This is a genomic window from Streptomyces sp. NPDC007084, from assembly GCF_040703595.1.
GTDB lineage: Bacteria > Actinomycetota > Actinomycetes > Streptomycetales > Streptomycetaceae > Streptomyces.
In genome coordinates this window covers 1-24,008 of the sequence record NZ_JBEYFY010000084.1, presented here as the reverse complement: position 1 = coordinate 24,008, position 24,008 = coordinate 1, and the positions used below count along the sequence as shown (strand labels likewise).

At 68.7% G+C, this 24,008-nt stretch carries 18 protein-coding genes, 1 tRNA gene and 4 pseudogenes; 5 read left to right on the top strand and 18 right to left on the bottom strand.

Annotated features, from left to right (window positions below):
• Positions 1-439: 439 nt before the first annotated feature.
• The 3 genes from AB0912_RS34020 to AB0912_RS34010 all read right to left on the bottom strand — a co-directional run bounded on the left by AB0912_RS34020 (position 440) and on the right by AB0912_RS34010 (position 5,642).
• A complete protein-coding gene (locus AB0912_RS34020) occupies positions 440-2,866 on the bottom strand; it encodes a Helicase associated domain protein (RefSeq protein WP_366706833.1) in 2,427 nt (808 codons plus the stop codon).
• A gap of 182 nt (positions 2,867-3,048) precedes the next feature.
• Positions 3,049-3,726, bottom strand: coding sequence for a restriction endonuclease (locus tag AB0912_RS34015; protein ID WP_366706831.1), 678 nt, complete (start codon positions 3,724-3,726; stop codon positions 3,049-3,051).
• A gap of 752 nt (positions 3,727-4,478) precedes the next feature.
• Positions 4,479-5,642: an SbcC/MukB-like Walker B domain-containing protein gene (locus AB0912_RS34010; protein ID WP_366706829.1), complete on the bottom strand. Its 1,164-nt coding sequence runs from the start codon at positions 5,640-5,642 to the stop codon at positions 4,479-4,481.
• On the opposite strand from AB0912_RS34010, the gene AB0912_RS34005 reads away from it, so the two are divergent.
• Positions 5,613-6,131, top strand: coding sequence for a hypothetical protein (locus tag AB0912_RS34005; protein ID WP_366706827.1), 519 nt, complete (start codon positions 5,613-5,615; stop codon positions 6,129-6,131). The genes AB0912_RS34010 and AB0912_RS34005 overlap by 30 nt on opposite strands.
• On the opposite strand, the gene AB0912_RS34000 is transcribed toward AB0912_RS34005, so the two are convergent.
• The 4 genes from AB0912_RS34000 to AB0912_RS33985 all read right to left on the bottom strand — a co-directional run bounded on the left by AB0912_RS34000 (position 6,094) and on the right by AB0912_RS33985 (position 10,867).
• Entirely contained in the window at positions 6,094-6,522 is a 429-nt protein-coding gene (locus AB0912_RS34000; RefSeq protein ID WP_366706825.1) for a hypothetical protein, read from the bottom strand. The two genes, AB0912_RS34005 and AB0912_RS34000, sit on opposite strands and share 38 nt — an antisense overlap.
• Positions 6,519-7,496, bottom strand: coding sequence for an SMC family ATPase (locus AB0912_RS33995; protein WP_366706823.1), 978 nt, complete (start codon positions 7,494-7,496; stop codon positions 6,519-6,521). Before AB0912_RS33995 ends, AB0912_RS34000 begins: the two co-directional genes overlap by 4 nt.
• Before the next feature lies 1 nt (position 7,497).
• Positions 7,498-8,667 (bottom strand): exonuclease SbcCD subunit D, encoded by a 1,170-nt coding sequence (locus AB0912_RS33990; protein WP_362319126.1) that lies wholly within the window; start codon positions 8,665-8,667, stop codon positions 7,498-7,500.
• 373 nt (positions 8,668-9,040) lie between these two features.
• Positions 9,041-10,867, bottom strand: coding sequence for a hypothetical protein (locus AB0912_RS33985; RefSeq protein ID WP_366706821.1), 1,827 nt, complete (start codon positions 10,865-10,867; stop codon positions 9,041-9,043).
• Positions 10,868-11,174: 307 nt separating this feature from the next.
• Between AB0912_RS33985 and AB0912_RS33980 the strand changes: the two genes are divergently transcribed.
• Complete coding sequence (locus AB0912_RS33980; protein ID WP_366706819.1) at positions 11,175-12,194, top strand: HNH endonuclease signature motif containing protein; 1,020 nt, start codon at positions 11,175-11,177, stop codon at positions 12,192-12,194.
• A 429-nt stretch (positions 12,195-12,623) separates the two neighbouring features.
• On the opposite strand, the gene AB0912_RS33975 is transcribed toward AB0912_RS33980, so the two are convergent.
• The 6 genes and pseudogenes from AB0912_RS33975 to AB0912_RS33950 all read right to left on the bottom strand — a co-directional run bounded on the left by AB0912_RS33975 (position 12,624) and on the right by AB0912_RS33950 (position 16,708).
• Positions 12,624-12,697, bottom strand: a tRNA-Met gene (locus tag AB0912_RS33975).
• A gap of 62 nt (positions 12,698-12,759) precedes the next feature.
• Positions 12,760-13,332 (bottom strand): transcriptional regulator, encoded by a 573-nt coding sequence (locus AB0912_RS33970; RefSeq protein ID WP_366706817.1) that lies wholly within the window; start codon positions 13,330-13,332, stop codon positions 12,760-12,762.
• Positions 13,332-14,918: a helix-turn-helix transcriptional regulator gene (locus AB0912_RS33965; protein WP_366706815.1), complete on the bottom strand. Its 1,587-nt coding sequence runs from the start codon at positions 14,916-14,918 to the stop codon at positions 13,332-13,334. Before AB0912_RS33965 ends, AB0912_RS33970 begins: the two co-directional genes overlap by 1 nt.
• Positions 14,915-15,202: a helix-turn-helix domain-containing protein gene (locus AB0912_RS33960; protein ID WP_366706813.1), complete on the bottom strand. Its 288-nt coding sequence runs from the start codon at positions 15,200-15,202 to the stop codon at positions 14,915-14,917. Before AB0912_RS33960 ends, AB0912_RS33965 begins: the two co-directional genes overlap by 4 nt.
• Before the next feature lie 154 nt (positions 15,203-15,356).
• Positions 15,357-15,722, bottom strand: coding sequence for a hypothetical protein (locus tag AB0912_RS33955; RefSeq protein WP_366706811.1), 366 nt, complete (start codon positions 15,720-15,722; stop codon positions 15,357-15,359).
• A gap of 151 nt (positions 15,723-15,873) precedes the next feature.
• Positions 15,874-16,708, bottom strand: a pseudogene (locus AB0912_RS33950) (transposase family protein).
• 28 nt (positions 16,709-16,736) lie between these two features.
• Between AB0912_RS33950 and AB0912_RS33945 the strand changes: the two are divergent.
• A pseudogene (locus AB0912_RS33945) lies at positions 16,737-17,198 on the top strand (IS5 family transposase); the annotation flags it as partial.
• 1,422 nt (positions 17,199-18,620) lie between these two features.
• On the opposite strand, the gene AB0912_RS33940 reads toward AB0912_RS33945, so the two are convergent.
• The 5 genes and pseudogenes from AB0912_RS33940 to AB0912_RS33920 all read right to left on the bottom strand — a co-directional run bounded on the left by AB0912_RS33940 (position 18,621) and on the right by AB0912_RS33920 (position 22,008).
• Positions 18,621-20,240, bottom strand: coding sequence for a UvrD-helicase domain-containing protein (locus AB0912_RS33940; protein ID WP_366706835.1), 1,620 nt, complete (start codon positions 20,238-20,240; stop codon positions 18,621-18,623).
• The gene (locus tag AB0912_RS33935; protein ID WP_366706809.1) at positions 20,237-20,473 is read right to left on the bottom strand and encodes a hypothetical protein; all 237 of its coding nucleotides are present in this window, start codon (positions 20,471-20,473) and stop codon (positions 20,237-20,239) included. The genes AB0912_RS33940 and AB0912_RS33935 overlap by 4 nt, the downstream gene beginning before the upstream one ends.
• Before the next feature lie 243 nt (positions 20,474-20,716).
• Positions 20,717-21,091, bottom strand: a complete 375-nt coding sequence (locus AB0912_RS33930) for a hypothetical protein (RefSeq protein ID WP_366706837.1) — start codon at positions 21,089-21,091, stop codon at positions 20,717-20,719.
• 87 nt (positions 21,092-21,178) lie between these two features.
• Positions 21,179-21,562, bottom strand: a pseudogene (locus AB0912_RS33925) (DUF6083 domain-containing protein); the annotation flags it as partial.
• A 172-nt stretch (positions 21,563-21,734) separates the two neighbouring features.
• A pseudogene (locus tag AB0912_RS33920) lies at positions 21,735-22,008 on the bottom strand (helix-turn-helix transcriptional regulator).
• Positions 22,009-22,177: 169 nt separating this feature from the next.
• On the opposite strand from AB0912_RS33920, the gene AB0912_RS33915 reads away from it, so the two are divergent.
• Together AB0912_RS33915 and AB0912_RS33910 are read left to right on the top strand one after the other, a co-directional pair.
• Positions 22,178-23,209 (top strand): hypothetical protein, encoded by a 1,032-nt coding sequence (locus AB0912_RS33915; protein ID WP_366706807.1) that lies wholly within the window; start codon positions 22,178-22,180, stop codon positions 23,207-23,209.
• A 303-nt stretch (positions 23,210-23,512) separates the two neighbouring features.
• Positions 23,513-24,008: hypothetical protein (locus AB0912_RS33910; protein WP_366706805.1), on the top strand; the 496-nt coding region annotated here is incomplete at its 3' end.

Below are 24,008 nucleotides of genomic sequence, written 5' to 3'. Positions count from 1 at the left end.
GCGCGCGTCCTGCTCCGCAGGAACGACGCGCCGACGCTACGCGTCGGTTTAGCACCCGCTCCGCGGGTGCTGGGCTCGGTCCCTCCGGGACCGGATCCGCTCCGCGGATCGAGTTGGGTCGTCGGTGCGGTGTCCCGATCGCTCCGCGATCGTGCCTCCTCCCCGACTCGCCTTCACTTTTCAAGTCCAACATGACTGGGGTGCAGGTTAATTCGGCTAGCAGCAGGGGGCAGCAGGCGTTGGCCTACCCGACTGGGTGCTTGGTGACGGCTCGTCAGTTACGACTAGAACGTCGAGCCGTGCCAATCCTGTGTGCCGCTGCTTCCTTGTCTCCAAAACTTTGGAGTATTCGAGTTCTGCCACTCCCCCGCTCACTGGAGAATGGGGCCCGGGAGCGGGCGAACGCGTCTGCTGTCGCACTGAACTCAGCGGCCAAACCTCAGCCGCTTGATGGTCCGATGGTCCCAGGAGCACGGACCAGATCGATGCCGTGCTCGGCAAGGGTAGCGGACACCAACTCTTCTTGCTCTGAGGGGAGTTGATCATTGTTCAGCTTGGTGCGGACCTTGGCGAGCCAGGGACCGATCATGACACGGTCGCCGTCCACCTCGATCCACTCTCGGGCGCCGGGGGTGCGTCCCCACCGTGCCACGAAGAGCCCGAGGATCTCGGTGGTTTGCGCGAACGTGCGCCGCCGCGATGTGCTCGGCCTGCCCGCGGCGTGTTTCTGTTCCAAGAGGGCGCAGTCGGGGGTGATTCCCATGCGGGCGAGCAGGTCGCGCTGGCCAGGGTCGAGGTCGGGCCAGCTGGTGAGCTGGCGGTGTAGCCAGCTTCCCGCCTTCACTCCGTGGATGACCGTGTCGCGGCGCAGCGTGCTGGGGTGGTTGCCGGCTTCCAGGTGGCGGCGCAGCAGATGGTACTTGCGATGCCAGTCGGGGCCGTAGGGGAGTTTCCAGTCTGGGTCGAGGGCTGTGAGCTGGTTGTCGCGGTCGGGGGTGAGGCGGTCCTTTCGGGCTAGGGCGCGCTGGTCGGCAAGGAACTGGCCGCCGGGTAGTTGGGTGGGGATGGCAAGGTGGCCGTGTTCGGCGTGGAAGGCCTCGACGGTGGCCAGGTGGCCTTGCCAGGTGGCCTCGTGGTCGTCCCAGATCATGCCGAGATCCTCGAGCTCGGCGATCCATGCCGGATCGAGGGCGCCTGCCTGGTAGGCGGTGCGTTGGCCGGTGATGAATTGCCCCAGCCGGTAGCCGTAAGCGTCCTCGTAGTCGGCGCTCACGCGCAGGTGGCTGTGTTCGCTTTGGTAGCGGATGGCGGCGGCTAGGCCAGCGCGGCGGGGAGCAGACAGGACGGCGCCGCTGGAGGGCCACACCAGCAGGTCGAGGGCGCGGGCGATCGCGGTGGGGTCGAGGGTGTGGTCGAAGCGGAAGCGGCGGGTGATGTAGGTGTGGGAGTCGCGGGCGGGATGCTGGTTCTTGGCCCGGGGGGTGCGGGCGGCGATGGTCTGGTCGTGGTGGCGCAGGGCGGCGGTGACCAGCCAGAGGGCTTCGTAGGGGGTGCCGAGGAGGTCGGTGGGGTCGGTGCCGGGCGGGATGTAGGCGGGGATGACGAGGCTGGCTGTCTTCGTCTTGAGGGTGGGTGGTTTGCGCAGGGCGCGGCCGAGCGCTTGGACGATGCGGCGGACGCTGGCGGTGCGGTCGGCGAAGACGACGGCGTCGACGGCCGGCAGGTCGACGCCTTCGCCTAGGACCTTGGCGTTGGCCAGCACGCCTCGCTCGGCGTTGCTGAAGCGGGCGATGGTGTCGGCGCGCCGGTGGGGGCTGTGGGTGCCGTCGATGGACTGCACGACGACGTCGTCCGCCCAGTCGGGGCGCAGTTCGTCGGGGAGGGTGCGCAGGGTGTGGGCGAACTGGCGGGCGAAGTCGGCGGCGTCGGCGATCTGCTGGAAGTAGACGAACACGTGCCGCAGGTCCTGCTCGCGCATGGCTTTGAGGATGGCCAAGTGCAGGGCGGTGGTGCGGCGCGCGGTGGGCCCGGCTTCAGGATCGGTGAGCGCGTTGTGCAGTTCAGTGTCGGTGACGGTGGGGACGACGAGCTGGTAGTCGGCGAGGACGCCGTCATCGATGGCGTCGGCGTGGGAGTAGGTGTGCAGGCGGGGGCCGAAGATCTGCGGCTGGTCCATGGTCGCCAGCAGGGCTGGGTCGTCCCAGGCGGGTGCGGTGGCGGTGGTGCGCTTGGGTTGCGCTCTGGTGGTGGGCGGCTCGGTCAGGCGGGGGGCGTCCCACACATAGGGGGTGGCGGTGAGGTAGAGGCGGCGCTCGGCAGGGATGCGCTCGTTGTCGTGCAGCGCAGTCCAGTTCTTCTCCCAGGTGCCGGCCGTGGCGTGGGCTTCGTCCACGACCAGCAGGCCGAAGAGGGGGGCGGGGAAGATCGCGGAGTGCTGGGCCTCTTCGATCTTGGACAGCGAGTCGTAGGTGAAGAAGACCGTCGCTTTGGGGTGGCGGCCGAGCCAGTAGGCCAGGTACTCCCCCGCGTTGGCCGAGTCGACCTCGGCCTCGGCGAGCAACGGGTGGGAGGCGGCGCGTAACGAGGAGACGGTGATCATCGGTTCGCGGCGGCCGTCTGCGCGGGCGGCCGCTGCCCACTGTGCGACCAGGTCCAGGCTGGGCACCGCCACTGCCAGGTGCCGCACGCCGAGTTCCTCGGCTACGCGCAGTGCGAAGAGGGTCTTGCCGGTGCCGCAGGCCGAGACGGCGTGCCCGCGGGTGCGCGGGCGGCGCAGGTGGCGAACCGTGTTGGCGAGGCCCTCCTGCTGGTCTGCGCGCAGGACCAGACGCCCGGGATGTTCTGTTGCGGTGGGACTGGCGGTCATCGCGCGTTTCCTCGGCATGCAGGAGGGGCTGACTCGCGTTCATTCTCGCGTACAGCAGGGGTGCGGCGCAGTGTCTCTGCTCTGGCGGGGGCGCGCTGCGAGCCCATGCGCGCCCCATGATCAGTGTTGTCGGATGCGGATAGGGGGCGGCGGCTCGGGGCTCGGGCTTTCTCCGCTTGGTTTCAGGCAGCCCGGCGGAAGGCTGTCTTGCGTGGCGTGGGCAGGCGCAGAAGGTCTTGCAGGGGCGTGCCGTGTTCGGCCCACCGGCGCAGGCGGTCCCGGTCGATCCAGTGCACTTGGTGGTGTTCGCCCCATGTTTTGGCGTCCCGGGTGAAGGAGCCGTTGGTGACCACGACTGCGATATCAGCTCCGTGCGCGGGGCCTGCGGTGCCTTTGACCTGGTACATCACTGAGGAGCCGACCTTGCCGGCGACGGTCGTGTGCTTGGCCTGCAGGACGATTCTGCCGCGTTGGCGGTCTTCGCCGATGACGTCTGCGGCCTGGTCTCCTTGTCGGCCGACCTGCCGTGCGTTCCAGCCGTCCCGGAGGAGCATGTCACGTAGGGCGAACTCGAAGGCCCGGTCGTCCATGGCGTCGAGTTGCGCGAGCGTGATCCGGAGCCGGGCCAGCGTCTGGGCCCGCACCTTCCGGGCCTGCAGTTCACGGATGAACCGCCAGGCTGCGTAGCCGAGGGCGAGAGCCGCGAGGACGGCGAGCCATGGCCAGATGCGGACGGCTGCCTGCCATGTGGCTGTGGCGATCTTGGCCAGCAGCCAGAGTGCGGCGCAGGCGACGGCCGCGGCGGCGGCCTGTTCCCTGCCGCCGCGGGGTGGGCGTAGCCGGGGCGAGCGACGGGGCATCAGTGGCCCACGTTCGCTGACACTGATGGTGTAGGGGTTTGCGGTGTTGTCGGGGAGGCCTCTCCGAAGCCGATGAGCTGGCTCCATAGCCACACCACCGCGATCAGCCCTGCGATCGACCAGCCGCTCAGTTTCTTCGCGCTGGGGCGGGGTTTGCGTCGGTAATGACTTCGCACCTTGTAGTAGCCCTCGGGCGGCTTCGCCACTGCTTCCTCCTCCGTGTCGTCAGGCCGCCAACTGCGGTCTGATCTCTGGGAATTGGTGTAGCAGCGGGCACTGACAAATCCGCCGGTTTGATCAGCGGAGGCCTTGGCAGTGCCTCGAAAACGCGCCGTGATGCGGTCACGGGTCCGGCGGTGTTCGAACATGCGGGATAGTGGTTCTCGGATCTGCGGAAACTCCTGTCATGCGGACTGGACTGGCGTGTTCTGGTACGGCTGCGGTGGCCGATGCAGGTGCTCATGCACCGCAGTGCTCTGTTTCCGTCACTTCGATCACATGCAGAAATGGCATGAAGCAGTACGTGTTCGATGCGCTCCTTCTGGGAGGCAGGTCGGGTGCCTTCAGGGATGGGCGGCTTTCGACGCGGGAGCGCTGTGGGGCTGCCTTTCTCGGCGGGGCCGAGAGGGGTACAGGCAGCCCCGGCGGTTGTGGCTACGCCTTGGGCCGACGGCAGGTTGAAGATCAGTGAGTGTGCGCGGCCTGGGGCTTGCGTTTCGTCGGCGAGGGCGGGTCCGGCGTCTGTCGTGGGGTCATTCGGCCGCTTCGGTCAGGTGGGTGAGGGTGGAGCCGTCGATGTTCTTGGAGATGTGCAGGCGTCGGGTGATGCGGCGGCGGAGTTCGGGGACGTGGCTGATGAGTCCGACGGTGCGGTCGTGGGCGCGTAGGGAGTCCAGGACGTCGAGGACTTGGTGGAGGGTGTCTTCGTCGAGGGTGCCGAAGCCTTCGTCGATGAAGAGGGTGTCCAGTGCCTGGCCGCCGGCTTCGGCGGTGACGATGTCGGCCAGGCCCAGGGCGAGGGCCAGGGAGACGTAGAAGGATTCGCCGCCGGAGAGGGTGTCGGTGTGGCGTTTGTGTCCGCTCCAGACGTCGAGGACCTTGAGGTCCAGGCCTGATTTGGCGCCTCGGGCGGCTCTGTCGTCGGAGTGGACGAGGGTGAAGCGGTGGTGGGACATGCGTGACAGGCGGGTGTTGGCGGCGTCGACGACGTCTTCGAGGCGGGCTGCCAGTACGTAGGACTCCAGTTGCATGCGGAGCTGGTTGCTGGGTGAGCCGCCGCTGATGAGGCCGTGGAGGTGATCGACGGTGCGGTAGGTGTCCTCGAGGGGTTCCAGGCGCTGGATGTGGGTGTCCAGCTGAGCGGTAAGGGTGGCCAGGGCGGTTGTCCGGTCGGCGGCCTGGGTGGCGAGGGCTGCCGTGCGGGAGTGGGTTGCGGTGGCAGTGTTCAGTTCGGTGACGGCGTGCTCGAGGTCGGCCGGAGGCTGGTCGATGGCTGCCTGCAGTTCGGGTTCGGCGAGCCGGGCGGTCAATACGAGGCACTGTTCACGCCAGTGGGTGATTTGGCTCTCGATCGCGGTGAGTTCGTCGTCGGGCAGGCGGGCGGCCGAGGCTTCGGCCGGGGAAGTGAAGCCTGCCGCGTGGGCTGCCTGCTCCGCCAGAGCGGCGGCGCTGTGGCGGCTTGCGGCGGTTGCTGTCACGGCGGCGGCGCACGCGGCGGCGGCCTCGAGGCGGCCGGCGTGCTGGGTGAGGGCGGTGATGCGGTCGGCGAGTGTGGCGTGCCCGTTGAGGGCGGTGGCGAGGCGGTGGGTGAGCTCTTCGCGCTGCGTGTGCAGGCTGTCGTAGGTTGCGTCGGCGGCGCCCAGGCGTGCGGTTGCGGTGTTGCGGGTGTGCTCGGTTTCTGCCTGTTCCTTTTCCAAGAGGGCGAGTTGTTCGCTGGCCGGTCCGGCGTCGGATGCCTGGGAGAGGGCGTCGGCGAGGTGTTGTTCGAGGGTTGTGCGGTGGGCGGTGAGGTCGGCGAGGGGGGTGTCGCCGCCGGCTTCACCGCGTGCCGTGGCGGCCTGTTCGTTCAGGTGGGCCAGGGTCTGTTTGGCCTTGTTCTCGCTCTGCTGGGCGCGGGTGTGGGCTGCTTCGGCGGCCTCTTCGTCGGCGGCGGTGGGCTGGCCTGGCTGGGCGGTGGCGGGTGCGGGGTGGGTGGGGGAACCGCATACCGGGCAGTCTTCGCCGTCGACGAGCCGGCCGGCGAGCTCGGCGACGATGCCGTCTGTACGACGGCGCCGGATGTCGATGTACGTTTTCGCGGCTTGCTCAAAGTCCTTCTCGGCCTGGCTGAGGACTTTGCGGGCGGCGCTGATCTGCTGGTCGAGGGCGTCACGGCGTCTGGCGGCTTCCAGCTGTTTTTCGACTAGATTGAGGGGTGGGGGTGAGTTCGCGGCTGGTCTCCTGTGCGCTGCGCGCGTCTTCCAGGCGTGCGGCCAGGGCGGCGCGGCGTTGGGGAAGGGTGTTGAGCCGTTCCTGGGCGTCGGTGAGGGTTTCGGTGAGCTGCTGGCGCTCGCGGTCGAGTGCGGCCAGTTCTGCCGTGTGGCGCTGGAGGATGGCCTCGTCGGGCAGCAGCGCTTGGACGGCGCCGGTGTCGGCGTGCAGTTGCTGCGCGGCGTGAGTGAGGGCGGCGGCGTCGAGTGATGCGTCTTCGGGCAGCAGAAGGGCGCGGGCGCGGCTGTCGTCGTCCAGGGCACGGGTGTGCTTGAGGTCGGCGGTGTGTGCGGTCTCCAGGACGGATTGCAGTTGCTGGGCTTTCACGGCGCGCTCGCGGCGGTCGGCGAGGCGGTCGTGGCGGGCGGTCTGCTCGTGGAGCAGGCTGAGGTCGTGTGCGGTGGTGCGGTGGGTCTGCTGGAGACGGTGGAGGTCGCGGACGGCCTGTTCTGCGATGCGGGCTTGCGCCAGCTGCTGCTCGGCGGTCTCGGTGGCGGTGGTTGCGGCGTCTTGGAGGGTGAGGGCCTGGCGGTGCAGGGCGCTGGCCCAGGCGCGGGCGGGTGCGGTGAGGGTGGCGGGGTCGTCGGCCCGGGGGGGGCGTCTTGGGCGGGTTCGAGGTCGTCGCCGGCTGCCTGCTGGATGCGTTCGGCCAGGCGCAGGACGTCGGCGCGGGCCTCGTCGCGCGTCTTGGCGGTGAGGGTTTTGCGGGTGGCGAGGAATTCTTCGATGAGGCCGAAGCGGCGGGTGCCGAAGAGGGTGCCGAGCAGGATGCGGCGTTTGGATGCGTCGGCGCGCAGGAACTTGGTGAACTCGTTCTGCGGGAGCAGGACGACCTGGCAGAACTGCTGCCGGGTCAGGCGCAGGAGGGACTTGATCTCTTCTCCGGCTTCCTTGTGGGACTTGATGATGCCTTCCCACTGGCCGTGTCCGTGTTCGTCGAGGACCCACTGGTGCAGGTAGGTTTCGGCCTTCTGGTCGACCAGTTCTGCGCTGTTGCGCAGGTGGGGTCGCTTCTGGGCGGGGATTCTGCGGATCTGCAGGCGCTTGCCGGCGAGGGTTACTTCCAGGGTCACTTCGGTCAGCAGGTTGGCGGGCGCGTGATCGCTGCGCAGCCGCATGTTGCGTTCGTGAGGCGGCAGGCCGTAGAGGGCGAAGCAGATGGCGGCGAACAGGGTGCTCTTGCCGGCGCCGGTGTCGCCGTGCAGGAGGAACAGGCCGTCGGCGGACAGGGCGTCGAAGTCGACGGTGTGCCGGCGGGCGAAGGGGCCGAAGGCCTGCAGGCGCAGGGAGTGCAGACGCATGTCAGACGGTTTCCTTCTCCTGGGCGCGCACGCGCATGTCGTCGACGGCCTCTTGGAGGAGGTCTGCCTCTGCGGTGGTGGGTGGGGTGCCGCGCACGGCGGTGATGAAGTCGTGGGCGATGTCGAGGTCGCCGCGGCCGCGTACCCGTTCGCGGTAGGTGGGGCTGTCGGTGGCCTGCGCCGGGATGCCGGCGGGTACGTGCCGCATGTCCAGCGTCTTGGGGAAGCGCTGTCTGAGTCGTGCCATCGCCTCGTACGGGAGGGCGGTGTCGGTGAGGGTGACCTGCAGCCAGGCTTCGCTGTGAGGTTCGTGTGCGGGATCCGTTAACAGGTCTTCGATGCGGCCGGTCAGCCGTGCCAGCGGCAGGTGGAGGCTGGCCGGGATGTCGTGGCGGGTGATCGTGGGGGCGCCGTCGGCCGGCAGGTCGGCCAGAGTAAGGGATTTGGTGTGGTTGGTCTCGGAGAAGGAGTAGGCCAGTGGGGAGCCGCTGTAGTGGATGCGGTCGTTGACGCTCTGCGGGCGGTGGAGATGGCCCAGGGCTGTGTAGTGGATGCCGTCGAAGAGGTCGGCGCCGGCGTGGGCGATGCCGCCGACGCTGATGTCGCGTTCGCTTTTGCTGGTGGTGGCGCCGGTGATGAAGGCGTGGGCGAGGACGACGGAGCGGGTGCCCGGTCGGGTGGCGAGGTCAGCGCGGATGCGGCCCAGTGCTGAGGTGAGAACGGCCTGGTGGGAGGCTGTCTCGGCGTCCAGCTGGGTGCGTGCCAGGGCTGGCTCGAGGTAGGGCACTCCGTAGACGGCGACGGGTCCGTGCTCGTCGTCGAGGAGGACGGGGCGGGCGGCGTCGGCGGGGTCGGTGCGCAGGTGGACGCCAGCTTTGGCGTACAGGCCGGAGCCAGTACCGAGACGGTGGGCCGAGTCGTGGTTCCCGCTGATCATGACGGTGGGGATGCCGAGGTCGGCGAGCTGGTGCAGAGCCCGGTCGAACAGGCGTACCGCGTCCAGGCTCGGGATGGCACGGTCGTAGATGTCGCCCGCGATCAGCAGGGCGTCCACCTTCTGGGTGCGGGCGGTGGCGCAGATGTGGTCCAGGACCTTGCGCTGGTGGTCGATCAGATCTTCCCCGTGGAACCGGCGGCCGAGATGCCAGTCCGAGGTGTGCAGGAACCTCATGGGCACAGACCGTAACCAGAGTGGTGGGAGCTACGGGCGGTTTTCCCGATAAACGGTCTTGTTTCGGAGGCGCGACACGCGAGGGAAAGGTTTCTTCGTCTGCGTGGCCGGGTGGCGGAGCCGGACGCGGCTCGCAGGGTGATTGTCAGTGGCAGGAGGCAAGATAAGCAGTGGGGGAAGGAGGATGTGATGTCGTTATCGCGTTCTGCCAGGACCGAGCACACTGCGGCGCCCGGGGGCTGCCGGTGGTGCGGAATCGAAGCCCGCGCGCACGCGCGGCAATGGACTGCGGAGGCCGGATGGCACGCCTGGACGGCGCCGACCACTGAGCAGCGCAAGGAGCGCATGCTGCAGCGGCGAACGCAGCAGCAGATCAGCAGGCGAGGGCCTGCACCTCGGTGAAGATGTCCCGTAGCTGCTGGGGGACCTCTTCGGGGGTGGTGAGCATGGACACCAGTGCGTAGAGCATGTCGGCCTTGCCGTTGGGGCTGCTCTCTGCGGCTCGCTGTTTGATCATGTAGAGGATGCGTTCGCTGAACTTGCCGCCCCGGTGTTCGGTGAAGTCGTCGGCGCTCCACAGCTGGCCCTGGGGGCGGGGCCAGTGGGCGTTAGCGGCGGCCGCCCACTGGAGGTCGCTGAAGAGCTCCTCCAACTCGTTGTAGCCGTCGCTCTCGCCGACGTAGGAGACCTGCTTGGTGAGGTCGAGGCCGGCTTTGATTAGCTTCTCGGTCTTGAAGTGCCTATTGGTGCGGCTGTCGGCGTCGACCATCAGCATGACGGTGCGGTGGTGCTTGACGAGGTAGCCCGCGAGGTGGAGTGCTCCTTCGTTGTTGTCGCAGGCCCACAGGGCGATGCCGGCCGCCTGCAGGGGCAGTCCCTGCGAGAGGCGGAAGAGCAGGGGCACGCACTGCTGCTCGGTGGGGCCTTCGACTGCCAGGAAGCAGCGTTCGTGCAGCAGGACGGAGTTGCGCAGTCCCACTGCGGCGGCGATCTGGCCGAGGTGGAAGTCGATGCCGTCGTGGGTGTCGTCGTCGAGGCGCTCGACGAGGGTGCGGCCGCTGTCGCTGAGCTTGAGGTGGACGACATCGGCGATATCGACGCCGTCGATGAGGTTCATCGAGTGGGTGGCGACGATGACGCTGACGTGGGGCAGGGCGCACTGCTTGCGGATGATGTCCATGACGGTGCGCTGGTGGCGGTAGTCGAGGTGGGTGTCGGGCTCGTCGTAGACGACGATGGTCTGCGTGGGCTGCGGCTCGTCCTGCTCGCCCGTCGCTGCGAGTTCGCTGCTCTCGAGAAGGCTGCTGGTCCACTCCCACACGGCGAGGGCGATGCGCCGGGTGCTGCCCTGGCCCGAGCGGGTCAGGTCCACGGGCTCGCCGTCGGCCCTGGAGACCTCCAGCGGCGCTCTCTTGAAGCCGCCCTTGAAGGAGACCTCGGGCTTGACCTCCACGCCGACGAACTCACGGCAGTGCTGGCGGATGTGCCGGCACAGGGAGTCCGCTTCTTTCTCCAGCCGCTGCGTGATCTCCTTCTCGATCTCCCGGACCTGTCCCTGGAGGGTCTCGTCCTCCAGATGGGTCTCGTAGCAGCTGTTCAAGGCGGTGCGCACCGCGTCGTCCGGGCTCTCGTCCTTGCCGCCGAACGCCAGCAGCCGCGGCAGCCGTACCTCGAGGTCTTTCGGCAGCGGCTGCCACTGGTCGGTCTGCGGGACAGTCATGGCGTGCGCGGTGAGCGCGGCCAGCAGTTCTTCCTTCAGCATGCCCGACGGGATGAGCCCGAACTCGGCGACCAGTTCGGCCAGGTCTTTCTTCATCAGCCGGCCCAGGCCCTGTAGACGGCTGTCGGCGGGCTGCGATCCGAAGAGCTCCCAGCACGCAGCCTCGCCGGCCCGTGAGCGGCGCCGGATGCGCAGCTCGGCGGGTAAGGGGGCGGCTGCGGCCTGCTCGGCCGTGTCCAGGCGGAAGACGCCCTCCACCCATGTCTCCGCGCAGCGCTGTCCCTTGACGCCCTCGTCCTGCTGATAGGTGCGGTCCTCGTCCGTCAGACGGTGCTCGCCCAGCAAGAAGGCCAGCGCGGCCAGGACCGCGCTCTTGCCGCCGTCGTTGCGGCCAGCCAGGATCGTCGGGCTGCTGACCGGGATGTCCTGCACATGAGTCAGCGAGCGGAACCCGCACGCGGAGAAGCGGATGAGGTGCACGGTCGAGCTGCTCCGTATCTCCCCGCTCCGCCGGGCGACGGGCAGGGGCGTGGCGTGCGGGCGTTACGCGTGCGGATGAGGCACCTGAGCACTCATCGCAGGCAGTCATCCTAGAGGGACACAAAGCAACAGCTCCCCCTTTTGCGCCAGTTAGCGTCTCCCTGCTGTGCGGCTCACGGTCGGGCGATCACTGTGCGTACAGGCCGGGCGCATGCCACACGGTGGTCATCTCCCAGGGCAAGTCATCAGGACCACACCGTACGGCTGGACGGGCGTGACCTATGGTGGCCGAGGGAGAGGGGGCCGGGTGGGGAACGACAACGCCTACTGGGACTGGCGCGATGAGCAACTGAAGGCCGGCGAGCGCGCCAAGGGCGGAGAACCGTGTCAAGTCTGCGGGGAGCCGGTCCCGGCCAGGGCGCACTGGAAGCACCGCGACCGGCACGTGTGCTCGCCCCGCTGCAATCTGACTCTCAATCGGCGCTTCAACCGCCGCATCGAGCGCGGGGAAATCACCCGGCCGCCCGTGTTCTCGCCCGATCCTCAAGGCGCCCGGCCTGCGCGGGCGTTTCGCACTCTGCCTGCTGGCTCGCTCTTTCCGTATGAGATCCAGGGCTACTCGCCCAAGCCGGGCGACGTGGTGGAACGGCACGGTTCCGTCATCGCCGTCCACCGCGCCGTCGATCTGCCGGATTACGCCATCCCCTGGCAGGTGAGACCGCACAGCGGCAGCAGCTGGCAACTGGAGCAGGTGGCGCTGTCCGTCCACACGCAGACCGGCGCGGCGTTCTACTACCTGACTGACCATACGTGGACTCCGACGTCTTTGATCCTGGGAGCCTTCCTGGGCCTGAAGCCACTGGATGACACCTTCGGGCCCTTCGAGGCAGAGGGCGGGACGTGGCGGTGGTACACGGAAATCATCCGTGATGTGGACGAGACGGACCAGGAGTACACCTGGACAGCCTTCGTATGCGGCAAGGAGTCCGTGCCTCGGCTGTGGACACCCGCCTACGCAGCCCGGTCCGAGCGCCTGCAGCGCGTGTCGCGTGCGACCGGCAGCTACGCCGCCCGGATGCGTGAGCTGGGCCTGGAGGCCACCGTCGAGCGTCTGGATCCTCTCGCGGTGTACGAACGCGACGGCTGGATCTGCCAGATATGCAAGACGGCCGTCGAGCGTGAACGGGCCTGGCCCGACATGTGGTGCGCAACCCTTGATCACCGCATCCCGCTCACCGCAGGGGGCGAGCACACGCTGCTCAACGTCCAGCTCGCCCACTGGATCTGCAATCTCCACAAAGGCGACTACTTTCCAGTGGACTTGTAGTCCGTCCGTCTGCCGGACGGCAGTCGGCCAGGCACGGCCAAGGAGGCCGACCAGTTCGCCTGGCGGCGACCGGAGCGGACCGCCTACCAACGTCGTTCGCAGAGGTCCGAACTGTACGACAATTCAGTGCCGGGCCTCTCGTGCAGCCCATCGAGTTGCGGACGGCGCGGGGTCGTGCCGACGCTCAGTCCGCGCACCTGCCACCCCCGGTCCCCGAAGCAGCCACGCCGACCACACCCCACCACCTTCTTCACTGTGTGCAGGGCTGAGCGGCCGCTGAGGGGATGTCACGGCCCCGACACGCCCGCGTATCCCTGGTGACCTGTGCCGACGCGGCGGCGCCAGGCGGGAGAAAACAGATGGCGCGGTGAGGATCGTCCAGGGAACGCGAAAGAGCCCGGATCGTGTAGATCCGGGCTTCTTCGGCAGTAGCGGGGACAGGATTTGAACCTGCGACCTCTGGGTTATGAGCCCAGCGAGCTACCGAGCTGCTCCACCCCGCGTCGGTGTCCCCCACCGTACGCCATCCCAGCAGGCGCCGAAGACCGCCTTCCGGCGCAGGGCTCTATGCGGCGAAGCCGACGTTGGTGACGTACTCGTACTGGCCCCACTGCGAGCCGAGGTCGACCATCGTGTCCTGCCACGCGGCGTCGAGGCCCTGATGGTCGCCGGCCGCCCAGGAGCCGACGATGCGGTCCCAGCGGCGCACGTTCATCGTCCGGTACTCCACCACGCGCTGCAGCTGCTGCGGCACCTGGGACTGGTTGAGCGGGTGGATCTCCACCCGGGTGCCGCGTCCGTCGCGGTTGAGGCGCCTGAGGAGATGGCGGGCGACGTTGTGACGGCGCACCGTCCGGTACGCCTGGTCGATGCGTTCCAGGCTGGTCTTGGAGGGGCGGCGTTTGCCCTCCAGCCAGGCCTTCAGCGTCCGGTGGGTCACGGTGAGTCCGGCGTCCTGCGCGGCCTTCAGGGTCTGGGTCGACTTCGTCAGGTAGTGCAGGCGCGCCATCCAGCCGCGCTTGGCGGTCACGGGAGTGGCGATGCCGCCCGCGAGTTCATCGAGTTTGCGCGCGACGGCGTCGCTGCCCTTGATGCCCCGGGCGCCGAACCTCCCGAAGTCGATGTTCTTCTCCGGCACTACTCCCCCTCGCCTTCGTGCTCAGCGTCGTCGGTTCCGGCGGTGTACGTGTCCTTGACCTTGACCTCGGTAACAGCTCGGCCTTCGGCGAAGACACGGCGCCAGTCACCGATGACGTGAAGTTCGTCGGTGCCCATCGCCCGGACGACGGCCAGGCCCTCGTCATGGGCCTTGAGTGCCTTGAGCCAGAGGTTGGCGAAGGCCTGGCTGCGGATGAGGTGCATCCAGTCCGGGCGGTAGAGCTCCCGGTTGTAGTTCGACTCCCCCATGGTGGAGACGAACTTCGAGTACATCGCCTTCACGTACTCCAGCGTCACCCTGTCGCCCTGCTCGATCGCCGTGTCGCGGGCGTCCTTCAGGGCGATGCGGAACTTCTCCAGCAGGTTCTCCGTGGCCCCGGAGGTGTACGACTCGTGGATCTGAGGAGGCTCGCACAGCTGGTGCTTGGGGCCGGACAGGCGCAGCAGGAGGCGGAGCGTCGGCTCGGTGACCCACAGGGGGCCGGGCTCGTCCCGCTGGCCGATCGGGTTGGGCAGCACCGCCTCGTGCGCCCACTCGGGCGGGGTGATCAGGTGGACTCCGGAGCGGCGGCGGTCGTGGGCGAGGCCGGTGGAGTGCTCGAGCTGGCCCAGGGGTAGGTGCGTCTTGAGGGCGGAGAGGTAGGCGCCGTTGATGTCGAGCGCGGTCACCTGATGCCGGCCGGGCGGGAGTTCGTGGCGGGTCCACTTGGGGCGGGCTTCCCAGATCTGGTCCGCGCCGCGCGCGGTCTGTTTCTTGAGGATGTCGGGGATCCAGGGGTGCGCGATCACGTCGTAGCGGGCGCCCTTACGGGTCTCGTCCAGCAGTCGCATCGCGTCCGGGATGGCCCGCTTCACCAGCGCCGCCGTGGCTGCGTCGACGTCGCCCCGGTGCTCGGCAAGCGCACCCTGCACGGCCTCGCGGATCAGGTCGACCGGGCCGGACGTCTCCTGGAACGCGTGGCGGGCCGGGCCCTTGGAACGCTCCGTCGCACGTGCCGGACGTGTCGTGCGCAGCGGCGCTTTCGAGGTGTGCGCGGTGGGCTGTCCGGTTGACGGGGCAGCTGGGGCCCCGGTGGCGGTGGGCCGGCAGTCGGCCGGGGTCAGGTGCTGAGCGAACCCCGCCACGCGTTGTCCGGCGGGATGGCCGCACAGCACACAGGGCTCGGGGGCGACGAGCAGCTCCACATCGTCCCCGTCCTCGTCCTGGCCGAGGTCGGGCGAAGACAAAGGGGTGACAGTCGCGGCCGTGCCTGACGTGACGGGCTGCTCCGCAGCCGGCGCCGTCTCGGTCTCGGTCTCGGTCTCGGTCTCGGTCTCGGTCTCGGTGGCGAGCTTGGCGTTCAGTCCGTCCAGCAGGTAGGCGTATTTGGTGCGGATCTCGCCGGTCGGGTCCCGGCCGCTTTCCCACCCGCTGAGGGTTGAGGGGCTCACGCCGAGCGCGCGTGCCACCTGTGCCTTGGACAGCCGAGCCCACTCCCGCAGCTCGCGGCGCACGTGGCAGGGCGGGAGTTCGACCTGGGGGCCGACGGCGTCAAGCAGCGAGTCGATCGCGTCGAAGTCGCTCACCGGCCCGTCCCCCTTGCTTCGGTCCGCACGGTACGGCGCCTGTCGGCGGGCAGCGCCTCGCATGCTCTGGTCGGACCCGCCAGGAGGTCCAGCGCGCCGATGCCGTAGTGCTCGGCCAGGACGTCGACGTCGCGCAGGCTCCAGGAGATGGCGCCCGACTGCCGGCGCGACACCTGTGTCTGCGTCAGTCCCAGCACCCCCGCGACCGACCGCTGCGATTCACCCGTTACCTGCATCAACGCGGCCACCGTCAGCCGCAGCAACTCCTCCAAGCGCAATCCCATGCCACCATCCTACTTGAATCCATGCAACTTCCGCATCTACATCAGCTTTTCACTATCACTATTGCAGAAAAGCTTTCAGAGTTCTGAGGGAGCTGAAGGTTCTCGGGCACCCGGTGTGTCAGCGATCCACGCCGCCGGGATCACGCGGAAGCCGTCAGGTCGCGCGCCGGGCTTCCCGATTCGCCTGGCGCGCCTGTTCCACCGCACGATCGGACAGGCACCGCGGGCACACGAGGTCCACGACACGGCGGCGCAGGGCCCGGCGGAGCCGGAGCCCGGGCGGTGGCGGCCACCCACGGCAGTGGCGGCGCACCGTACGCACTCCAGTGCCCAAGAGTGCGGCGACCAGGGAGGCGTTGCCGGCGTAGTGGGCCAGGAGGAGCGCCATCTGCGCCTGGTGGCCGGCCGGGAACCGGGCCGCGAACTCGGTGCGCTCCTCGGGCTGGAGGAGGGCGTCGTGGCGTTCGCAGCGCGGCGTCTTCTTGTTGTTCCGGGCGATGCCCGGCGAGCTGATGTCCATGGCTCAAGAAGCCTGCCGGGGGCCTCCTGTGGACAGCGGGCTGCCATTGAGCACTGTGCATCGTGAAGTTGCTGGTCACGGGCCTGGTGTGTGCGGGGTTCGGGATGCTCGTGGTGGTCGTGGGTGGATGACTTCGGTGAAGATCGTCGGGTCACCGGGAAACTTCGCGGTTTGTGAGGACGAGCAGGGACCTGACCAGGGCGGTCGCCCACGTCGGGTCGGTGCGGACCTTGCCGAGCACGCGCCAGTTCTTGAGGTGGGCGAAGCCGTGCTCCACCGGTGCCCGGACCGCTGCCAGTGCGGTGTTCGACAGCTTCTGGCCGCGGGTCAGGGGCCGGTTCCGGGCGGCCTTGTAGCCGGTGATCACCGCCAGGTCGGCGTCGGGACTGCTGTCGTCGAGCCCGACGAAGCCCAGGTCGGCGATGGCGCCGAGGCCGGCCGCCCGCAGCTTGGCGGTGAGCTGGTCGTGGCGGCAGGCGGTGATCTCCGAGGTGCGTCCGGGCCGGGCCGCCGAGACCCAGAGCAGTCGGCCGCGGTCGTCGGTGAGCGCGATGACGAGCAGGCCATGGCATTTGCTCTTGCCGGAGTAGTTCTTCCGGTTCTCTTTACCTGTGCGCCGCCGGGTGCGAATCAGCGTGCCGTCCAACAGCACCACCCCGCCACCCTTGTAGGCGATTTTTTTGAGGGCGCGGTCCAGGCGCGGGGCGCGGGCCGCCAGCAGGCCGATGACTTCCCGCACCCACCGGGTCACGGTGGTGCGGTGTATCCCGTTGCCGCCGGCCAGGTCGCCCGGCCGCTGGTCACAGCGCAGTACCGCGAGCACGATGGCGGCGATCTTCCCCGAGGGGCCCGCCACCGTGATCTGATCTTCTTGCAGTGGCCGCGTATCAGATCGGCGAGCCAGTTCAGGTGGCACTCGACAGCGGCAGGCGGGCAGTGTAGACAAGGCCGTCAGGGTCCTCGACGGGATGGTTGTTTTTCTTCACACCAAACTCAACTGCCGCCGAGGGGGAGCAGCACACGGGCCCCTCACCGGTCGACCGGGGGCGGGCCGGCTCGAAACACCATGCGATCACCGACGGGCACGGCACGCCGCTCGCGGCCCTGCTGACCGGCGGCAACCGCAACGACGTCACCCAGCTCCTGCCCCTGCTCGATGCAATCCCACCGGTCCGCGGCCGTGTCGGACGGCCCCGCCGCAAGCCCGACTCCCTCTTCGCCGACCGCGGCTACGACCACGACATCTACCGCGACCAGGTCCGCGCTCGCGGCATCGTGCCGGCCATCGCCCGCCGCGGGACCCGGCACGGCACCGGCCTGGGCACCTACCGCTGGGTGATCGAGCGGACCTTCGCCTGGCTCCACGGCTTCCGCCGTCTACGCATCCGCTGGGAACGCAGGACCGACATGCACGAAGCGTTCCTCAAACTCGCCTGCTGCCTGATCACCCACCGACAAATCGGCGCATTGCGTTAGGCGCTGTAAGACAGAAATTCATCGCTCAAGCAGTGGATGAACAAAGGTCACGGTATGAGTGACCTCTCCACTCTCCGAAACCTCCTCAGAGAACACGAACCTACCGTGCATGCTGCCGTCCACTGCCGACGATGAAGGGGAGTCTTCCACCCTTGACCCTCGATCGAATCCAGGGGCCTTCTGGATAGCGATTTCATCAATCATCGCGCCGAGGTCCAAGGAGGGAGCACTGTCGATCCAGGTCTCAGTCCACCCTCCTTGAGGGAAGTCTCTCGGATCTCCAGAGCGTAGGTGCTGGCGCATCGACTCCAATACACAATCTTCGACAGTGCGAGCGGCCTCCCGATTCGGAACGAGGCACCGATCAATCAGGACACCGCCCCGAGAGATGTGGGCAGCGACGCGGTCATACGCCCTCGGCTCGCTATGCGTGATTCCGACCTTGATCAGCCCAAGGGATAGAAAGTGGATCAGATATACCCAGTGAGGGAGATCCGGGTCGATCCCCTCTGCGCACCGCAAGCAAGGAGGGGCGCCAGCAGCGAGCGCGCAGATGGAGACCTTCCTGCTTGCACCACAGTCGGGCTCAGCACAGTGCGCAGAGACTGGATCCGATAGCTTCGCATACCCATCGTGCTCTCGAATCAATCCGAACTTGCCATAGAACTCGTTTTGCCAACCAGCGAACTTTGACGTGAAGCATGCATAGCAATGCGTCCATGGCTTACTCGAACTCGAAAGCATATGGACGGCGTTGAAGGTGTTCGAGGCAGCACAGAGTACGCACACGACATCGATCGACTCCCAAACTTCCCCGATACGGCTGACCATTTGACTCTCGGGAAGCGTCCTCCCAGACCCATCCACCATCTCAAAACCTGCTTCGCGGACCATTCGGGCCACGTCGCTCTGGTCCATCAGCCAGTGCTCTGGGTCCCGCGCCAGACCGTCCTCATACATGCGGCGACCGACGCACCAGTCGCAGAGTTCAACACTTCGCGATTGGATCTCCTTGTACGGAATCACCCCGGGCCTGCCACAGGTCTGGCACCGGTAGTTCCTCGGGGCCACAGGAGATACAAACGTCCCCTCTGGATCTACCTTGAGTGCACGGTAGATCGCATCGATACACTCAACACAGCGTCCTGGCTTGCCTTTGCGATTGGCACTCTCATTCTTGCCACACCTGGAACAGGGTCGGACTGTCATGGGGCCCCCTTCAGCACGATTGCCTCTACGAGGCTACGGGCGGGCACTGACAACGGGCCGGGGTAGCCATCCTCACCTCTCAGCGCCCCGTTCACCGCGCGCGGTCAGCTCACAGGGGGCATCGCGGACGGATGACCTTGTCGGTGGACTACCGCCCCGGACCTCCCGAGCCTCCCGACGCCTACGCACACCAGGCCATCTGACGCGCATTTTTCATGATGCACAGGGCCCATTGAGGACTTTCTCGCATGCGCCGTCACCGACAGAGGCAGCCGCCCGTCCCTTGCGTTCCGTACCGCTGCTCCCCGTGCATCTTCCCGGCGTAGGCTCCGAACGCTCGGAACCGCCCTGGGCATCACCGCGGTGGCTGAGGACCGGCCGGTGCTCCTCCGGATGCTCGTTGATCCAGGATAGGCCGCCGATGTCGAGGCGGCGCCGGGTACGGGTGATGGCTACGTAGGCCAAGCACGCCTCCTTGTCGTCGATCCGGCGGACGGTTGCCTGCCCCGTGCCGTCCAGCGGCCCGTCGGAGGGTGGGGTGAAGTCGTCGGCGATCTTCACCTGTGCCCATTCCCGGCCTTTGGCCTTGTGCGCGGTGGAGACGGTTACCTCGGCCTGGTCTTCAGGCGCGAGATGGGCCACGGCGGCCAGGATGGCGTCCGCGCCGTGGGTGTCGACCAAGTCGACCAGCGGTTGCAGATCGCGGTCGGCGGGGTCGTAGGCGGCGTAGTCCTGCAGATCGCCCCAGGTGGTGAACAGCACCAGTTCTGGGTGGGTGGTGCGGCGTCCTTCTTTGAGGTCGCGGGCTGCCAGGGCCAGAGCGCGCAGGCTGTCTCCTCCCCCGGCCAGCGCGACCCGGTGTCCGTCGGACAGCAACTCCATGACCTGGGCCATGGCGCCGACGTTGGTGCGGCACAGGACCGCGTCGGGCCGGGTTACGGGGCCGAGTTCGGTGGGCACGGTGTCGGCGCCGGTGAGACGGATGGGGGCGTCGGCCAGGTGCAGCCAGCGGTTGGCTTCCTCGGCGAGGCGGGGGCCGAAACGGAAGGAGCGGGACAGGGCGAGCCGGGTGCCGTCGAAGCCGGCCATGACGTCTTTGGCGCCGCGCCAGTGGTAGATGGCCTGGGCGGAGTCGCCGACCATGACCAGCTGGGCGTGGTCGCGTTGGGCGAGGAAGATCTTCTCGACGACGGGGTTGGTGTCCTGGGCCTCGTCGAGGAGCAGGAAGTCGGCGTCGATCTTCGGCTGGGTGAGGGCCCAGATCTTGAGGTAGTGGTCGTGGTCGAAGCGGACGGCGCCGTCGTCGGGGTGCTGCAGATCCAGCCATGCCTTGCGGGCGAACGGGACGAGGTGGGCGGCGAGTTGCGCGTGCAGGCTGGGCTCTTCCAGGCCGCGCAGGTGGGGGACGTGGTGGCGGGTGATCGTCGCGTCGGCGGTGTGGCAGAAGCGGGCCACGGTGCGCAGGGTGACATAGGAGAGGGTCTTTTGGGACAGATCGCGTTCGCCGACGCGGATGGCTTTGGTGATGCCGAGCGCTTGGCCGGTTTGCCAGGCGGGGCGGCGGGGGGCGCCCAGGCGGCTGGTGTAGCGGTGGCCGACGGCGGCGTAGGCCAGGGCGTGGGCGGTCTTGCACAGGACGCTTCTGGGGAAGCGCCTGGTGGCGTCCTGGGCGATGGCCCGGTTGTAGGCGAGGTAGCGGCCGCGGCGCTGGGTGGCGTGGGCGAGCTGGGTCAGGGTGGTGGTCTTGCCGGTGCCCGCGCCGGCTTGCAGGGCCAGGTGTTCGCCGGCGTGGAAGGCGTCGGCTGCGGCGGCCTGTTCGTCGGTCGGGTTCAGCACGGCGCGGCTCCGGAGGTGCGGGTCAGGCAGTGCCCGACGGCCGCGATGAGATGGGCTGGGGTGGTGTGGGCAAGCAGGTGCTGCAGGGCTCGTTCGAGGCGGTCGGCCTCGGCGGCGGCGTGCTGGGCAAGGTCCTGGTGAACGGCCAGCTCCAGGAAGCGCTGGGGTGTTTGTGCTGCTCGGTCGGCCGCTGCCCTGAGGGCGGTGTGTGCGGCGGACGCGAAGGCCACGTTGAGGAGGATCTTGCCCCTTCGGTCGGGGTAGTGCGTGGTGATGACGTCGACGGGCAGCCGTGTGCCGATCTGGCGGCGCAGTCGGGTGATGGCCTTTCGAGGGGGTCTTGGCGCGTACGACGGTCATGAGCCGGGTGGCGTCGCGGTCGGGGGCGAGCCGCATCGTGCGCGCGGCGTGTTGAAGTTCGGCCGCGGCGAGGGGCCGGGTCAGGGTGATTTCCAGGGCGTGGTGCGCCATCGTCACACCTGGCCGCCGGGGGCATGCGGAAGGCGGGTGCGGATGTGGGCTGCGTGCAGGAGGGGGTCGAAGACCTGCCATCCGGCCAGGGCGAGGTCGGCGGCGTTCGGCGCTGCAGCATGTGCAGGGCAGTGCTGGGTGCGCCAGCGCAGCTGCTCGCCGTACGACAGGCGGCTGAGGTCGTAGACGGCCATCGACACGGTGGGCAGGGTGAGTTGGCCGTGCTGGGGGCCGGCGGGCAGGAGCTTCCAGACCCCTTTGGGGGTGCCGGGAGCCAGTACGGGCAGCGGACAGCGGCGGCGGTGCCGGGTCTGGGCCACACACCGGATGTCCTCGATCGGCCGGTCGGCGATATAGCGGCCCAGCAGCAGCTGCACGACGGGACGGGCAGGCCGGGTGCTGCTGGCGTCCGGCTCGGGCGGGGGCGGCGCGGCCGGGGCGAAAACACCTGAGTCGATCAGGCGCCGGGATCGGACGCCGAGTTGGCGGCGCATCTCCTCGACGTGGGAGGTCAGGCGGAGTGTCGGGATGCGGGCGGGGCATAGCACGGCGTGCGGGATGCAGCACCAGGCGCTGCCGTCACCGTGCGGGTGGGCGATGCCGCAGCTCAGGTGCCAGCGTCAGGAAACGGGGACGAGGGCAGCGGCCAGTTCGGCGGGGTGCAGGGCGATGGGGCGCTGGTCTGCGCGCTGGTAGAAGTCGATGGGGTTGCCGCAGCCGCGGCAGCGGCTGCTCTGGCCGGTGCGCAGCAGGCGGCTGGGGCTGGTGGTGGCCACGCGCAGCGGGCGTCGGGGCCGGGCGTCGCGGGGGCTGCCGTCCCAGCGGCATGCGGTGGAGTTGGGGCACATGGCGGTGAAGGTGCCAGGCGGCGCGCCGCCGCACCGGGACAGCTGCTCACGGTGTCCTGCGGATGGCGCAATCCCGGGGAACGCCCGCACGAGTGGGCGAACCTACGATCGAGGACGGGTCGCCTGTTCAGGTGATGTCGCATCGGGGCGACGGAGGTGCCTGACGGGTGGTTCACGGTTGCGTCGTGCCGGGTGGGGTGTGGTCTGCGCAGAGGGAGCCGAGGAGCTCGTTGATGGGGACGCCGAGGGCGTGGGCGAGGGCGTGTCAGGTGGTGACGCTGCCGGTGGTGCGGCCGTGTTCCAGGTCGATGAGGGTGCGCCGGGCCAGACCGCTGCGGCGGGCGAGTTCGTCGAAGGTCCAGTTGCGCTCGACCCTCAGGCGCGCGAGGGTCACGCGCAGCGCAGCGCAGCGCGGCGAGGTCGGGGTCGGGCGGCAAGATCGTCACCCCACCATCCGACGGTGCAGAACCCTGCCCTGTCAGTGCAGACCTCTGCACTATTTGCTAGGGAAGGGGTGACAGTGGCGGTGCGGGGATCGCCGCTGCGAGGCCCTCCCCTCCCGCCTTCCGGGACGCGCCCGTTCGACGGCCCGCAGATCGGAGGACAGCGAGCCCGATGAGGCTCTCCACGCACGAGACGGTGCAGCGCATCTGGACGGTTCAGCTGCACCCGCAGCCGGGCGGGCCGGTGCTGACCTGCCCTCAATGCACGCTGCACGGCTACCGGCTGCAGGCCGCCTCAGCCCGCTCCGTCGCCCTGACGCACCTGGCCCGCCACGCCCGGCGCGATGTGCTGCCCCGGCACTTGCGGACCTGCCAGTGCCGGGCCCGCAACTGCTCCTGGCACCCGCGCCACCGCGGCTGCGCCGGCCCCGTTCTCCTGGCGCTGACCTGCGACCGCAGCGGACGCGTGTGGCGCCTCGCGGACGCATGCGCCGCCTGCGCGGCCGCCACCACCAACACCGCCGTCGTACCCGACACCCTGCCGGCCTCCGCACGACCCCGGCCGAGCGGTGCAGCCGCCAGGCGCACTCGTCCCCCGCACGGCCCGGGCGATCGCTTGCGCGTGCGGGAAATGCTCACCTACCTCGGGGTGGCGCTGCCCCGCTTCTCCTCCCCCGCCGCCCGGCTGCTGGCCCTGCAATGCGCCCTGCGCGCCGACGGCCGAGGCCGCGTCCGACTCCCCAGCGGTCTTCTGCGCAGCATGCGGCTGCACGGCCGTGCCGAGCTCTGGGCCGAACTGGAACATGCCGGGTGGCTGCGCTGTTCCCTCCCGCGACGTGCCCACGTGGAAGCGCATCTGCTCGATGCGGACATGCAGACCCAGACATCCGGTCGTCGCGTCCGCGCCCGTGCCTCCCACTGGGCCCTGCGCCCCGTCCCGCTGGTCGCGCCGCGCGGGATGTCCCCCGCGGTGCAGCTCACCGCTCTGGTCCTGGCAGCCCACACGTCCGACGGCTTCGGAAGCGCGGAAGTCGACGTCCTCGCCCGGCTCGGCGGTCATTCCCCCCAGCAGGTGGAGGATCTCCTCGACCAACTGGTCCGTTGCAGTCTCCTGGCCGCCTGGCAGCACCTCAGGGAACACGACGAGATCTGCTGGCGCCTGCCCGAACGCGGCGCACCGAGCAACGCCACGACAGGAAGGTGATCACCTGGCAGCCCTCGCGTCCCTCCGAAACGGCGCGGAAGGCAGCACGTTGAAGCCGTGTCCCGCCACGGTGAGATGAGAGACGCACGGCAGGTGGGCCGCAGCTCCCGGCCTACGCGGCAGGAGTCAGATCCGGTCATGTTGTTTCGAGGCAGAGTGAGACGCCATGAGACGCAGGGAGACACCGACGGACACCCATGAACGCCAATGAACGACAACGACCGCCAACACCCCTGGCCAGGAGTGTCCGAGACGGGGCACCGGGTTGTTTCGACCTTGAGGAGGAGAGCAACACTTGCCGGTATGCCGAGCTTTCAGCAAAGGAAGGCCGTGGGCGACGCGCACGAAAAACGTGTCGCTGAGGAACTCGCCCTGCGCGGATGGGACGTCAGCCCCTGGGGCCAGGGCGTGCTGACCGAAGCGGTGCGAGTCGCCCTGCGGGGCACCGAGAGTTCGCTGCGGTGGACACCCGATCTGGTGGCCGCCAAGGACCGGCAGGTGTTTCTGATCGACTGCAAGAGCCGCATGACCAGCCGCATCACCCAGCGCCATGCGGTGGAACGGGCCGCCGTCATGGCGCACCTCCAGCTCGCCGCATGGACGCAGCTGCCGATCTGCTACGTCTTCGACAACCTCGACGTCCTCACTCCCCTGGACGTCCTGATACTGGGCCGCACAGGTCCGCAACCCGCCGCAGGCTCAGGCTCCCCCTACCACCTGGTGCCCACGAGATGCTCCCTCGCATTCGACGAGGTGTTCGGAACCACGCAGCAGCTACACACCCCCGAACTCGGCGCCG

Excerpts from the sequence above, each read along its gene's own strand:
- AB0912_RS34020 (WP_366706833.1), bottom strand. The coding sequence starts at position 2,866 with ATGACCGCCAGTCCCACCGCAACAGAACATCCCGGGCGTCTGGTCCTG.
- AB0912_RS34015 (WP_366706831.1), bottom strand. The coding sequence starts at position 3,726 with ATGCCCCGTCGCTCGCCCCGGCTACGCCCACCCCGCGGCGGCAGGGAA.
- AB0912_RS33995 (WP_366706823.1), bottom strand. The coding sequence starts at position 7,496 with ATGCGTCTGCACTCCCTGCGCCTGCAGGCCTTCGGCCCCTTCGCCCGC.
- AB0912_RS33990 (WP_362319126.1), bottom strand. The coding sequence starts at position 8,667 with ATGAGGTTCCTGCACACCTCGGACTGGCATCTCGGCCGCCGGTTCCAC.
- AB0912_RS33960 (WP_366706813.1), bottom strand. The coding sequence starts at position 15,202 with ATGGGATTGCGCTTGGAGGAGTTGCTGCGGCTGACGGTGGCCGCGTTG.
- AB0912_RS33955 (WP_366706811.1), bottom strand. The coding sequence starts at position 15,722 with ATGGACATCAGCTCGCCGGGCATCGCCCGGAACAACAAGAAGACGCCG.
- AB0912_RS33915 (WP_366706807.1), top strand. The coding sequence starts at position 22,178 with ATGAGGCTCTCCACGCACGAGACGGTGCAGCGCATCTGGACGGTTCAG.